Origin of the sequence: Marinomonas transparens (assembly GCF_016463975.1) — a bacterium.
Classification (GTDB): domain Bacteria; phylum Pseudomonadota; class Gammaproteobacteria; order Pseudomonadales; family Marinomonadaceae; genus Marinomonas; species Marinomonas transparens.
This window is the reverse complement of the sequence record NZ_JAEMNX010000003.1, coordinates 293,918-306,986: the sequence shown is the minus strand read 5'-3', so window position 1 is coordinate 306,986 and position 13,069 is coordinate 293,918. Positions and strand designations below refer to the sequence as shown.

12 protein-coding genes are annotated in these 13,069 nt (G+C 44.1%); 8 read left to right on the top strand and 4 right to left on the bottom strand.

The genetic code is table 11. The annotated features are described in order from the left end of the window. Positions 1-33: 33 nt before the first annotated feature. The 3 genes from I8J31_RS06165 (at position 34) to I8J31_RS06155 (ending at position 3,095) form a co-directional block, all read left to right on the top strand. Positions 34-1,392, top strand: coding sequence for a sigma-54-dependent transcriptional regulator (locus tag I8J31_RS06165; RefSeq protein WP_199467398.1), 1,359 nt, complete (start codon positions 34-36; stop codon positions 1,390-1,392). Positions 1,393-1,535: 143 nt separating this feature from the next. Then, positions 1,536-2,300, top strand: a complete 765-nt coding sequence (locus I8J31_RS06160) for a sulfite exporter TauE/SafE family protein (protein WP_199467397.1) — start codon at positions 1,536-1,538, stop codon at positions 2,298-2,300. A 33-nt stretch (positions 2,301-2,333) separates the two neighbouring features. Beyond that, entirely contained in the window at positions 2,334-3,095 is a 762-nt protein-coding gene (locus I8J31_RS06155; RefSeq protein WP_199467396.1) for a GGDEF domain-containing protein, read from the top strand. Positions 3,096-3,123: 28 nt separating this feature from the next. On the opposite strand, the gene ggt is transcribed toward I8J31_RS06155, so the two are convergent. The 4 genes from ggt to I8J31_RS06135 form a co-directional block, all read right to left on the bottom strand. After that, a complete protein-coding gene (gene ggt / locus I8J31_RS06150; protein ID WP_199467395.1) occupies positions 3,124-4,884 on the bottom strand; it encodes a gamma-glutamyltransferase in 1,761 nt (586 codons plus the stop codon). Positions 4,885-5,126: 242 nt separating this feature from the next. Continuing rightward, entirely contained in the window at positions 5,127-5,975 is an 849-nt protein-coding gene (locus I8J31_RS06145; RefSeq protein ID WP_199467394.1) for an amidohydrolase family protein, read from the bottom strand. 10 nt (positions 5,976-5,985) lie between these two features. Continuing rightward, positions 5,986-7,119, bottom strand: coding sequence for a mandelate racemase/muconate lactonizing enzyme family protein (locus tag I8J31_RS06140; protein ID WP_199467393.1), 1,134 nt, complete (start codon positions 7,117-7,119; stop codon positions 5,986-5,988). Positions 7,120-7,218: 99 nt separating this feature from the next. After that, positions 7,219-7,944 carry a FadR/GntR family transcriptional regulator gene (locus tag I8J31_RS06135; RefSeq protein WP_199467392.1) on the bottom strand — a complete coding sequence of 242 codons (726 nt, stop codon included), beginning with the start codon at positions 7,942-7,944 and terminating at the stop codon, positions 7,219-7,221. Positions 7,945-8,219: 275 nt separating this feature from the next. On the opposite strand from I8J31_RS06135, the gene I8J31_RS06130 reads away from it, so the two are divergent. The 5 genes from I8J31_RS06130 (at position 8,220) to I8J31_RS06110 (ending at position 13,053) form a co-directional block, all read left to right on the top strand. Beyond that, positions 8,220-9,221, top strand: coding sequence for a TRAP transporter substrate-binding protein (locus I8J31_RS06130; protein WP_199467391.1), 1,002 nt, complete (start codon positions 8,220-8,222; stop codon positions 9,219-9,221). Between the two features lie 87 nt (positions 9,222-9,308). Further along, a complete protein-coding gene (locus I8J31_RS06125; RefSeq protein ID WP_199467390.1) occupies positions 9,309-9,860 on the top strand; it encodes a TRAP transporter small permease in 552 nt (183 codons plus the stop codon). A 1-nt stretch (position 9,861) separates the two neighbouring features. Next, the gene (locus I8J31_RS06120; RefSeq protein ID WP_199467389.1) at positions 9,862-11,145 is read left to right on the top strand and encodes a TRAP transporter large permease; all 1,284 of its coding nucleotides are present in this window, start codon (positions 9,862-9,864) and stop codon (positions 11,143-11,145) included. A gap of 45 nt (positions 11,146-11,190) precedes the next feature. Beyond that, complete coding sequence (locus I8J31_RS06115) at positions 11,191-11,988, top strand: NAD-dependent epimerase/dehydratase family protein (protein WP_199467388.1); 798 nt, start codon at positions 11,191-11,193, stop codon at positions 11,986-11,988. A gap of 153 nt (positions 11,989-12,141) precedes the next feature. Beyond that, positions 12,142-13,053 (top strand): 5-dehydro-4-deoxyglucarate dehydratase, encoded by a 912-nt coding sequence (locus tag I8J31_RS06110; RefSeq protein WP_199467387.1) that lies wholly within the window; start codon positions 12,142-12,144, stop codon positions 13,051-13,053. The last annotated feature ends 16 nt before the right edge of the window (positions 13,054-13,069 follow it).

Genomic DNA, 13,069 nt, shown 5'->3' with positions numbered 1-13,069 from the left:
ACTATTGTTCTAAAATGCTAAGAGGAAATCTAAATGCCTGATGCTAAGCAAGTGATCTTGATCGATGATGAGCAGGCGGTGCGCATGGCGATTTCGCAAACCTTGCAATTAGAAGAGTTTAGAGTCAATGAATTCTCTAGTGCTCAGGGGGTTATGGAGCGTCTATCGTTAGATTGGTCTGGGGTGATTGTTAGCGATATTAATTTACCCGGTAAAAGCGGTTTAGAGTTGTTTGAAGATGTGAAGAAAATCGATGCTGAGATCCCTTTTATCCTAATTACAGGCCATGGTGATATCAGTATGGCGGTGAATGCCATCCGTGATGGGGCTTATGATTTTATTGAAAAACCTTTTTCCAATGAAGACTTCATTGAAGTGGTTCGTCGAGCGGCTGAAAAGCGTCGATTAACCTTAGAAAACCGGAATTTGCGTTTAGAGCTGGCTGCACAAAATGCCCCCGGTCCACGTATTATTGGTAATACGCAAGGCATTCATCGTCTGCGCCAGGCTTTGTTACATGTTGCTGATACTGCTGCCGATATCTTGATCCAAGGGGAAACGGGAACGGGTAAAGAGCTAGTTGCTCGCTATATTCATGAACACAGCTCCCGAAGGGGCCATTCCTTTGTTGCGATCAACTGTGGCGCTGTGCCAGATTCCATCATGGAGTCGGAACTGTTTGGTCATGAAAAGGGTGCCTTTACCGATGCCAAAAGCCAACGTATAGGCAAGCTTGAACATGCCAATGGTGGTACCTTATTTTTAGACGAAATCGAAAGCATGCCCATGTCCATGCAGATTCGTTTATTACGAGTGCTAGAAGAGCGTCGTTTAGAGCGGCTTGGTTCGAACACAGGTATCGACTTGGATTTACGTATTTTGGCGGCGACTAAGGTGGATCTTAAGCAACTTAGTGAAGGGGATACTTTTCGAGAAGATCTGTATTACCGGCTGAATGTTGTGCGTGTCGACATTCCACCATTGCGGGAGCGTAAGGAGGATATCTCTCTGCTCTGGCAGCATTTTTGTCTGGTTGCGACAGCACAATATAAGCGTGAGTCCGAGCCTTTATCTGCCGCTCGGATGCACAGTTTGTTAGGTTATGATTGGCCCGGTAATGTTCGTGAACTGCGTAATCTTGCCGAACGTTATGTGCTAATGGGCGAGGCGGGTTCTTTTGAGTTTGATCAAATCATCATCAATGAAAATAATCCGGGGGTGATGACCTTGCCAGAGCAAATGGAACGTTTTGAGAAAACCTTACTGGAACAAGAACTTATGCGCCAAAAAGGTTCTATCAAAAGTACCATGGATGCGCTTGGCCTACCGCGTAAAACCCTTTACGATAAAATGCGTAAGTACGATCTAGATAAAGACATTTATAAGCAATAGGTGCTACCAGTAATAATTTAGGCGACTGAATATGTTTCTATTTTCTACATCACGTAGAACAATAACAATGGGCGTGGAGAGATTTCTATCGTTCATTTTGTTATTCTGTTTGTCTTATTTTTCTGCGATTTCTCTGCTGCCATATGACCTTATCTGCTTTATTTTTTGACCAAGTTTCTCCTCATATTTTTATTTTATTAGTGCTGGTGTCTGGGGTTACCTCTTTCTTTACCGCTAGCTTTGGTGCTGGTGGTGGCGTAATGCTACTTGGGGTAATGGCGCAGGTTCTACCGCCTCAGTTCATTATTCCGCTGCATGGTGTCGCACAGTTAGGTTCTAACGCCGGCCGTGCAGCGATGAGCTGGCGACACATAGATTGGAAGTTGATAGGGGCTTTTTTGCCCGGTGCGATTGTCGGAGCCTTAATCGGTAGTTTCGTTTTGGTTGCTTTGCCGCCAGCGATTATGTATTTGACGATAGCATTTTTTATTCTTTATCTATGCTGGGGACCAAAGCTGCCCAAGATGGTGTTAGGTAAATGGGGGACGGCATTGGCGGGCGCGATAACGACCTTTATGACACTATTTGCTGGTGCGACAGGTCCGTTAGTGGCGTCTTTTGTAAAACAAGTTCATGCAGATCGTTTTCGTACTGTCGCGACGTTTGCTGCCGCAATGTCACTACAGCATGTGCTTAAGATTGGTGTGTTTGAAGTGGCTGGGTTCCCTTTATCTGCTTGGGTGCCATTATTGGCTTGCATGGTGATTAGTGGTGCCATCGGGACATGGATAGGTCTTAAATTGTTGAAGCGTATGCCGGATAAGCATTTTCATCGCATTTTTAATGGGGTATTAACTTTCATGGCATTAAGGCTAATATGGCAGTCGCTAGTTTTGTTGAACGGTTGATTGTGATGTGCCTAATGTAAGAGGGTGAGTAGTATGAGAAAACAAGTTCAAAAATTAGGACGGCTGAAACTGGTGGTGGTGATCACGCTTGTCGCATCTTGCTTGGCTGTTATCGGTAACGTGTCTCTTTCTTTTATTTTCGATTTTAATACTTCCCTATGGGAAGATATTTTTCGTGCGGCTTTAATTCCTGTTTTTGTTGTGCCTTTTGTTTCTTGGCACCTAGCTGGCTTGTTTTATAAAATTGATCGTCTAGAACGCGATGTAAGCATGATGGCGAGAATAGACGAGCTTACTTTAGTCTCTAATTGGCGTTTTTTTTATCAGCAGAGTGATGACTGGCATCGTGCAGAGTCTAACCGTGATGCTGAATACGCCTTTTTTGTACTCGATATGGACTTCTTCAAATGCATCAATGATAGGTATGGACATGCTTGTGGGGATGCTGTGTTAGAGAAATTTGGACGAATTTTGCGAGAGTTTGCCCCTAGGCCTAATATTATTGGTCGTATTGGCGGTGAAGAGTTTGCCGTGTTTTTACCTAATATGAGTCAAGCGACAGCGGAGGCGGTGGCAAATAAAATTTGTCAGGGAGCCAAAAAAATGTTGATTGAACATGAGGGAGAGCAAGTTGCTTGTAGTGTGAGTATCGGTGTTTCAATGAATATCAATCATCATCAGGATAGCATTGAAAATGCCTTTAAATACGCAGATCTCGCCCTGTCTTACGCTAAGGAATCAGGACGAAACTGCTATCGTGTTTATAACTCAGATCAAAAACGTTTAGTTGTCTAATGTAGTGCTGAATTTGTTTGGCAGCAAATTAGTCTCCTAATACCAAACCTTCTCGTCTGGTATCAGCTCCACCTAATAATTCTCCTGTGTTGACAACAATCCCCTGAATGCCTGAATTTAAGTCTCTTATTGATACCTTGAAGCCCATGTCTGTTAAGGGCTTTTCAAAAGACTCTGCTGAAGTGCCTTTTTCCAGATCATAAGTGCCAAAACGATTAACCATGTTGGGTAAAGAGATGGCCTGTTGAATGTCCATGCCCCATTCGATATGAGCGATCAAGGTTTTTGCTACATAACCTATAATACGAGAGCCACCCGGAGATCCAACCACTAAATAGGGTTGTGAGTCTTTCATGACAATGGTGGGAGACATGGATGAGCGAGGGCGTTTACCTGGCTCCAAACGGTTGGCAATAGGATAACCATCTTGATGAGATTTAAAGGAAAAATCGGTTAGCTCATTGTTGAGTAGGAAGCCATGACTCATTACATTAGAGCCAAAACCACTTTCGATGGTGGTGGTGATGGATACGGCGTTGCCTTCTTTATCCACAATAGAAATATGGCTGGTTGATGGGAACTCGATGGCAATGTCGTCGGCTAGAGCAATGGGGTGATTCCATGCGGGTTCTCCTGGTGCGACCTTTTCTAGTGCTTTTCCTTGAGTAATCAGTTGCGCACGAGCTTTCAAATACGCTTTATCAAGTAGACCTTGGGGCATGGGGACGTAGTCAGTATCGGCCATGTAACGTCCACGATCGGCAAAAGCAAGACGAGATGCATCGCCGATAATTTGCCAAGCTTGTGCTGAGTGAGCGCCCATGTTTGCTAGATCAAACTCTTGAGTGATACCAAGAATTTGGCCAACGGTTAGGGCGCCAGAGCTTGGTGGTCCCATACCGCAAATGTCGTATTGCTTATAGGGTAAGCAAACCGGTGCGCGTTCTTTGACCTGATAAGTGGCGAAGTCATCAATAGAAAGCACCCCCGGATTGTCTTCAATGTTACGTACTTTATCGGCAATGTCTTTGGCAATTTGTCCATAATAAAAAACGTCACTGCCTTCTTTGGCTAATAGGTTTAGTGTTTTCGCGTATTCAGGGTTTTTTAATACGCTGCCGGCGGCACGAGGGCTGCCGTCGCCATTAAAAAAGTAGGCTTTTGTATCAGGGTAACGTGCTAGGCGTTCTTGGCTTTTTTCTATCGAGCTAGATAAACGAGGGGAAACCATAAAGCCATTTTTTGCGAGTGCTTCGGCAGGGGCTAATAAGTCTTTCCAAGGGAGTTTGCCATACCTATTATGCAGCTCTCCCATCAGTTTAACCGTGCCCGGAGTACCCACTGAGCGACCACCCACTACCGCCGTATAAAAAGACAGTGGCTTGCCGTTTTTATCTTGGAACAGTTCTGGTGTGGCTTCTAATGGTGCGGTTTCTCGGCCGTCGAAGGTGGTTAGCTTTTTTGCGCTGGCATTGTAATAAACGGCAAAGGCGCCGCCACCGAGGCCAGAAGATTGGGGTTCAACTAGGCCTAAGGTCATCTGCACCGCGACGAGTGCATCAATAGCAGAGCCACCGGCTTTTAATATGTCGTAGCCCGCTTTAGTGGCGACTGGATTGGCTGTCGCCACCATGAATTCTTGGGCATGGGCTAAGGTTTTTTTTTGTGTACCGCTGGCGGCTTCTGGTGCCACAGAGTCAGCCGCTTGTCCGGTGGCCAAACTGAGACTACTGACTAACCACAATGGGCTTAGGGTGGCTATTTTTAACCAATTATTTCGTTTCATCATGATTAATATCCTTATGGGTGAAGTCGCTGTCTCTTCTATAAGAGCAAAAAAATTATTTTTAGAAAAGCCGCTTTTGTATCATTTTTTCATAGCGCAAAGTCTCTGCGGAATAGTAAGTTGCCGCATTTTGCATTATTGAGGTGATTTCACGCTTGATAGGATTGAGTCAAAGGGACAAAAAAAACAGCCACATAATGAAATAGTGACTGCTTTCCATCGTCATTGCTAAGTTGAATGATGATTTAGTGGTTCCAGTAAAGTCTATTTGGATTGTCGACAAAAATGGCTTGGCGGGCGCTTTCATCGGGTATCCAGCTCATTATTGTATCGAGTAGTTCAACATCGTTAGGGGCTTGTTCTGGTGTGCCAGAAACATGAGGCCAGTTACTGCCCCAGATAACGCGTTCTGGGGCGTGTTTTATGATGCGGCGTGAATGTTCTGCAAGGTCTTCGTACTGTGGGCCGCCTGTTGCTGAGCTTTCATAACAAGCGCCTATTTTGTAGTAGCAATTGCCTTTATCAATCAATCTGAGCAATTGACTGAATTCCTTTGAATCAGGTGATACTGGAGGCAAAAATTTCGCGTGATGGTCAATCACGTAATCCCCTTGAATTTTTTCTAGTAAGGGGGCGCGTTCAAGCATTTCACAACCATTAAATTGAACGATACAGGACCAATCAAAGAGTCTAATTTTTGCATTTACTTCGAGTAAATCCTTTAGGCGCACGGCACCGTTTAGTTCCATAATGCGAGCGCCACGAGCCCCGCGTTCATGCCAGTTTTGAATAGTTGCATCGTTAGTTTCAGTTGTCACGACAACAATGCCACGGGCTTTATCGCCAAGAACATCTAAAGCTTTTAAAAGAACCGTATTGTCTGTTTGGTAGGCGTTAGACTGGGTGATAACGACCTTTTCTAAACCAAGCCACGCTTGCACCTTGAGGTAATCGGCTACATTTGCTGCATCCACAGGGATGTTTGGGCCACCAGGTAATGAAGGGTACTGAGCGTCATAAACGTGTATGTGGGTGTCGACGCTGCCTTTTGGTAGGGCAATGCGTGGTGCATTGCCAGTGAGTGTGCGAGCCATGACAATTCCTTTAGTGTTGAGGCGTGTATTTAGCGATTTCTTCACGGATAACATCAATGCCTAAACCGTATCCGCTTGGGACGTTCAAGTGGCCATTATCCAGTTCGAATGGTGTTGTCACTATGCTTGAACGGAATGGATTATGGGTTTGATCATACTCAAAGCGAGGAGAGTTACTGCCCGGAGAAGGTGGGTTAGGTGGAATGACCGCATGAAAGTGCAGTCCTGCAGCTAAGGCGATACTGGTTCCCCAAACATGAGGTATGCAACGTACACCATAAATATCACATAGGGTGAGAATCTTCCTCGCTTCGCTTAGTCCTCCTACACCACAAACATCAGGTTGCAGTATATCAACGGTATTTTGTTTGAGGGCTTCGTTAATTCCCCAGCGAGAATGCCAAGTTTCGCCACCAGCGAGTGGAATAGGCTGAGTGCTGCGTAATTTTTCATAACTAGAAAGTGCTTCTGGGACGACGGGCTCTTCAAACCAAAGAATATCGCAGCTAGCCACTTGGTTCGCCACGCGAGCAGCATCAATATGATCGTAGCCGTGATTGGCATCTATCATCAGCTCAATGTCATTACCTAGGCATTTTCTAACGGCTTTGATGGAGGCAACATCTAAGTCGACACCAAAGCCAATTTTTATTTTTACTGCTTCAAAGCCTTGTTGTTTATAACCTGATACTTCTTTAATCAGGCTTTCGATACGATCTTCTCCTATGATGTGGAAGCCGCCTGTTGCATACACAGGAATACGCGTTCTAAATGCGCCGCCCATGAGTTGGTATGTAGGGCATTGGTGATATTTACCGGCGAGATCCCATAGGGCAATATCGATACCACTGATGGCGTTGATCGTGGCACCGCGTTGTCCTTGATCGCGAAAAGTGTTGTAAAGCATCAGCCAGATAGGCTCAATATCTAGGGCATTTTTACCGATTAGTAGTGGTGTCATTGCTGTTATGAAGGCGTCATTGGTGATGCGATTCCCCAAGCATTCTCCCCAGCCGACGAGACCGTTATCACAATGTATTTCAAGCAATAAATGATCGCGAGAAGTAAAGTGCATGGACGCAGATTGAAAGGGCTTTTCGAGTTTGTGAGTCAAATGATGGGTGATTATTTGCGTTATCTTCATAATGTTAAGTGCCTTATGCTTGCTTGTGCTATTTTTATTATCAATGAACGAATGACTCAACCATAGCATAGGTCATCTTATAAAAACCACAAACTCATACTATGACTTGCTGCGTTCGATTTCTCTCATGAGTTTGCGATAGCGTTCGCAACCATTTAAAAGGTGGTCGCGCATAGCTTGCTGAGCGGCTTCAATTTCTCTTGCTCCGATCGCTTCAAGAATCGCTTTGTGCTCACTATTTAGATATTTATCTATCTCTAAGTCCCGCGGTAACCCTGCCTCTTCCCGAAGTCGTGCGCGAGGAATAGTGCGCCGTCCTAATACTTCTAAAAAGTCGACAAAATGTTGGTTGTTGGTGGCTTTGGCAATAGAGAGGTGGAACTCAAAATCTTCTTGTTCTGCGCTTTCTCCACTTTGACTTTTTCTTTCATAGATATCGAAGCACCGGTAGATCTCTGCTTCTTGAGCAATGGAGCAGCGCGCAATCGCTAAAGCAACGGCTTCAACCTCTACTGCAGCTCTTAATTCTAGTGCTTCTATGGTGTCTGTTAGTGTTTGAGTGCTCTTGCTCAATAAAGAGGGAAGGGCTTTCTTGGGGGTGGCAATAAATACCCCAACTCCTTGCTTTGCTTCGACCAGACCTTCTGCTTTTAAAGTGGCAATGGCTTCTCTCAATACGGTACGACTGACACCCAGTTCCGTCATTAGGTTCGGTTCTGTAGGCAGCTTATCACCAGGTAGCATACCTTTATGCTTGATTCTATCGCGTAGCTTGATGGCCGTTTTTTGCGGCAGACTGGTCTTTGTCTTTTTATTTAGTGGCATGCTGTGTATAGGCCTGTTCTTTAATTTGTTTACTATGTCGGTTGCGTAATGGTTTTTTGCTTACTATACCACATAGGATGATTAGTTATTATTTGTAGTCTTTCTGGTTAGAAAAGGCAAAATAATAATTAAATTCATACTATGAATATTGTGAAGTCATCTTATCATGTGTTACAAATGTCACTGTCAGCATGCATAACGTGATTATGAATCATGATTTGGCGTTTGAAGTGTGCTTGATATGAAAGCAAAACAAAAAAATTGGAGGCATAACAATGAAAATAAAATTCCCCACTAAAAAATTTAGTACTGCTTTGGTGTTAGCGACAGCGGTTTCTGCAGCAACGGTTTCTTCGATGACGCAAGCGGCTGATTGGAAAGGCTGGAATATTCATAACACAGGATATCCTGTCACTGTGGCAATGGAGTCTTTTATAAAAGAAGCGGACAAAGCAACGGATGGTCGTGTTACTGGCCGTGTATACAATGGTGCTGTATTGGGTAACCAATCGGACGCTATTCAAATGCTTCAAGTTGGCGGGATTCAATTTGCTGGTTTTAACTTAGGGCCAATGGGTGATGCGGTTCCTGAAGTGAATGTGGTTTCTTTGCCTTTTATTTTTAAAGGCTTGGATCATATGCATCGTGTTATGGATGGCCCTGTTGGCGATGAACTGAGCGCGGCTATGGAGAAAAAAGGCATTAAAGCTTTGGCTTGGTATGACGGTGGTGCTCGTTCTTTCTATAACACTTCAAAGGCCATTAAAACGCCAGCGGATATGAAGGGTGAGAAGTTTCGTGTGATGAATAACGAACTTTATGTCGGCATGGTAGAAGCCTTGGGCGGTAATGCAACACCCATGGCTTACTCTGAAGTATACCAATCATTAAAAACTGGCGTGGTTGATGGGGCTGAAAACAACTGGCCATCTTATGATTCAAGCAATCACTTTGAAGTAGCGACTTATTACTCTTTAACAGAACATTTGATTTTACCTGAGTGTATCTGTGTCAGTGTTGCAGCTTGGGATAAGTTGTCTACTAAAGATCAAGTGGCCGTGAAAAAAGCAGCTCGTAACAGTTCAGCATTACAGCGTGACCTATGGGCGAAACGTGATACTGAAAGCCGTAAAAAAGTGTTAGCGTCCGGTGTTAAATTTAATGAAATCAAGGATAAGTCTGCATTCCAAAATGCAATGACGCCTGTTTATAAAAAAGCAGTGAAGGATAATCCATCATTGCAGTATTTCATTGATGCAATTCAAAGTACTCCATAAATCTAAATACTTGGTTTGGTGCGTTTATCTGGTTAATTGGTAACTGGATAAACGTAATTTGATGAATTCTATATAACGAGTAGTACGATGGATTCTTCCTCTTCTAAGCAGCCTATTGTGGAACGTTTTCTCGATATGCTTGCCTATGTCGCTACCGCTTTATCTGGCGTTTTTATGGTTGTTCTGGTGGCAACTTTTGGTTGGTTGGTGTTTGGTCGTTATGTGTTGAACGATACGCCAACTTGGGTTGAGCAAATGGCTTTGCTGTTAGTGACGAACATCACTTTTTTGGCCGCAGCAGTGGGTATTCATGAACGAACCCATTTAAGTGTCGATATTTTGTCTCTTGTTGTACCAAAGCGTGCTAGTCAGGTGATCGATATTGTTATTGATATGACTATTCTTGTTTTTGGTCTCGCGATGGCAATCTATGGTAAAGAGTTGGTCGATTTTGCTTGGTTTAGAACGGTTCCTCTTTTAGGGATTTCTGATGGAATTCGATATTTTCCTGTTGTTGCTTCCGGTGTTTTGATGTCTCTGTTTTCAGGTTATCGAATCGTTACGGGTGTAATGAGGTTATTTATGCATGAATCTGTGTCTGCTGATTCGCTTTCTTCTGATGTAAAAGGGGACCAGTAACATGGGCTTAGCTGTATTACTTGGGTTATTTGCACTGCTGACAGTGCTGGGTGTGCCTGTCGCTTTTGCACTAGGGATGGCGGCTATTTCGGCATTTTGGTATGAAGGTTTACCTTTAATGATAGGTTTCCAGCGTATTGTTGCTGGTACTTCGACCTTTTCATTATTGGCGATTCCTTTCTTTATTTTTGCCGGTGAGCTGATGCTACACGGTGGTATTGCTGCTCGCTTGATTCGTCTCGCTTCTTCCGCTGTGGGTTGGGTGCGCGGTGGTTTAGGTCAGGTTAACGTTTTTTCTAGCATGTTATTTGGCGGTATTTCGGGTTCTGCTGTCGCCGATGTCTCAGCGTTGGGTTCGCTATTGATCCCAGTGATGAAAGAGAAAGGATATGATGCGGATTACGCGGTAAATGTGACGGTTACCTCTTCTATCGCTGGGATTATGATTCCACCTAGTCACAATATGATTTTGTATGTGGTGGCCGCTGGCGGTGGTATGTCGGTTGCTAGCCTATTTATGGCGGGTGTTGTTCCTGGCATTTTAATGTGTCTTTTGTTGGGGGTCGTGGCCCGTTGGGTTGCGGTACGTAGAAATTATCCTACGGAAGAGTTTGCCGGCTACAAGGTGGTCTTTTTCGCTTTTTTAGCTTCCTTTCCAGGGTTGATTACCGCTGTTATTGTTGTAGGTGGTGCCTTATCTGGTGTGTTTACGGTCACCGAATCCGGTGCCATTGGGGCGATTTATGCCGTTTTCATTACAGCACTGGTCTATCGTTCTCTGAGTCTCAAGGATTTTTGGGTCGCGGTAATACGTGCGGTTCGAACCACTGGTTTGGTGATGATCTTAGTGGGCTGTGCCTCAGCATTTGGTTACATGTTGGCCTTGTATGAAGTGCCAAAGGTCTTGGCTGAAACTCTGACGTCTATTTCAGATAACCCCATTGTTATCTTGTTGATGATGAACTTAATCCTGTTGTTACTTGGCATGATTATGGACATGGCAGCATTGATTTTGATTTGTACGCCTATCTTCTTACCTGTGGCGGTTGGTTTGGGAATGGACCCGATTCAATTTGGTGTCATGCTGATGATGAACTTGGGCCTTGGCTTGTGTACGCCGCCGGTTGGTGGTTGCTTATTTGTCGGTTGTGCCATTGGTGGTGTGCCCATTCAAAAAGCCGTTAAAACCATTTGGCCTTTCTACTTGGCAATTCTAACAGCCTTGATGCTAGTGACTTTTGTGCCTTCTATGTCTTTGGCATTGCCTAACTGGATAACCAGTTAATTGGATCACAAGCTAGTCTATTAGGCTGTTGTAAAGGGGAGAATAATGAAAAGAGTATTACTAACAGGTGCAGCAGGAACCTTAGGGAAGGCGATGCGAAAAGCATTGGCTGGTTGGGCTGATGAGCTGCTTCTGTCAGATATAGTGCCGATTGAGAATCTCGCTCAAGGTGAGTTGTTTAAGGCTTGTGACTTGGGGGATCTGGATTCTGTGTTGGGTCTAGTGGAAGGTTGTGATGGTATTATTCATCTTGGTGGGCAGTCCATCGAAGGCACCTTTGATAGCATTATGAATGGCAATCTCAAAGGGGCTTATCATATTTACGAAGCCGCCCGTCAGTTAGGGGTGAAACGTATCTTTTTTGCCAGTTCTAATCATGTGGTGGGCTTTCATTCACGAGAGGAGCGATTAGACGCTAAAAGCCCGATGCGCCCAGACAGTTTATATGGCGTATCTAAAGGGTTTGGTGAGCTAATGGCGCAATATTACTTTGATAAATTTGGTATTGAATCCGCTTTGGTTCGTATTGGCAGTTGTTTACCTAAGCCAGTTGATCGCCGCATGTTATCAACTTGGTTAAGCGAAGGAGATTTAGCCTCTCTGATCAAGAAAATTTATGCAGTTAATCGTTTGGGATGCACTGTGATATATGGTGCCTCTAATAACCCTTGTTCATGGTGGGATAATCGCTATGCCAACTTTGTTGGCTGGCAGCCACAGGACTCATCGGCAGAGTTCGAAGACGAGGTTTTTAAAAATGATCCACCTATGGCGGATGACAATCCCGTTCTTTTGTTTCAAGGGGGCTTTTTTGCTACTGCTGGACACTTTGAAGACGGGTGATTTTATAGGCGGTATTACTTTGTAAAGCTTAAGTCAGAATCCAACTTCAACTAAACACTATTACTTACTAACTAATGTGAAATTTTTGCCCAAATTTGGGTAGGTATTTCTGTTACCCAAATTTGGGTAAATTGAGAAAATGAGGACCTTATTATGGCACTTTCTACTGATCGAATTAGAGCATCTTTAAGCGACGGTTTACTGTCTTTCCCTATTACCGATTTTGATGCAAATGGCAAGTTTCAAGCAGATACCTACAAGCAACGTATTGAGTGGTTTGTTGAGCATGATGTCTCGTCGGTTTTTGTGGCCGGAGGAACTGGGGAGTTTTTTTCTTTAGGTTTAGATGAGTACAAAGAAATTTGTCAGATTGCAGTCGAGACTGTGGCGGGGCGTGTACCTGTTATCGCCAGCGCTGGGCGTAGTGTTGTGGAAGCCAAAGCGTTTGTAAAAGCCGCAGAAGAAGCTGGCTGTGATGGCATTTTGCTGATGCCTCCTTTTCTAACCGAATGTCCAGAAGATGGCATTATTGAATACGCTTCGCAAATTATGCAAAGCAGTCCAATTCAGTTTATTTATTATAATCGTGGTAATGGCATTTTGAGTGCTGAAAACGTGAAATTACTTGCCGCAAAAAATCCCAACATGATTGCCCTAAAAGATGGTGTCGGCAATATCGCAGCATTGAATGATACGGTGAAAACCGTGGGCGATCGTTTGGTTTATATTGGGGGGGTTCCAACCGCTGAGATTTTTGCTGAAGCTTACCTATCTATTGGTGTTAACACCTATTCTTCAGCGGTATTTAACTTTATGCCAGAAATGGCCAATCGTTTCTATAAGGCTTTGCGTGCTGGTGAAAGCGATACGGTGACGGCGATCATCAAAGACTTTTTCATTCCATTTTGTCGTCTTCGTGATGAGAAAAAAGGCTATGCGGTGAGTTTGATTAAAACTGGGGCCTCGTTAATAGGTCGTTCAGCGGGTGATGTACGTGCTCCATTGACTATGCCAACGGCAGAACAAGAGAGCCGCTTGAAAGCCCTTATTACTAAAAATAAATAGTGCTGTGAATAAATAG

Excerpts from the sequence above, each read along its gene's own strand:
- I8J31_RS06165 (WP_199467398.1), top strand. The coding sequence starts at position 34 with ATGCCTGATGCTAAGCAAGTGATCTTGATCGATGATGAGCAGGCGGTG.
- I8J31_RS06160 (WP_199467397.1), top strand. The coding sequence starts at position 1,536 with ATGACCTTATCTGCTTTATTTTTTGACCAAGTTTCTCCTCATATTTTT.
- I8J31_RS06155 (WP_199467396.1), top strand. The coding sequence starts at position 2,334 with ATGAGAAAACAAGTTCAAAAATTAGGACGGCTGAAACTGGTGGTGGTG.
- ggt (WP_199467395.1), bottom strand. The coding sequence starts at position 4,884 with ATGATGAAACGAAATAATTGGTTAAAAATAGCCACCCTAAGCCCATTG.
- I8J31_RS06145 (WP_199467394.1), bottom strand. The coding sequence starts at position 5,975 with ATGGCTCGCACACTCACTGGCAATGCACCACGCATTGCCCTACCAAAA.
- I8J31_RS06140 (WP_199467393.1), bottom strand. The coding sequence starts at position 7,119 with ATGAAGATAACGCAAATAATCACCCATCATTTGACTCACAAACTCGAA.
- I8J31_RS06135 (WP_199467392.1), bottom strand. The coding sequence starts at position 7,944 with ATGCCACTAAATAAAAAGACAAAGACCAGTCTGCCGCAAAAAACGGCC.
- I8J31_RS06130 (WP_199467391.1), top strand. The coding sequence starts at position 8,220 with ATGAAAATAAAATTCCCCACTAAAAAATTTAGTACTGCTTTGGTGTTA.
- I8J31_RS06125 (WP_199467390.1), top strand. The coding sequence starts at position 9,309 with ATGGATTCTTCCTCTTCTAAGCAGCCTATTGTGGAACGTTTTCTCGAT.
- I8J31_RS06120 (WP_199467389.1), top strand. The coding sequence starts at position 9,862 with ATGGGCTTAGCTGTATTACTTGGGTTATTTGCACTGCTGACAGTGCTG.
- I8J31_RS06115 (WP_199467388.1), top strand. The coding sequence starts at position 11,191 with ATGAAAAGAGTATTACTAACAGGTGCAGCAGGAACCTTAGGGAAGGCG.
- I8J31_RS06110 (WP_199467387.1), top strand. The coding sequence starts at position 12,142 with ATGGCACTTTCTACTGATCGAATTAGAGCATCTTTAAGCGACGGTTTA.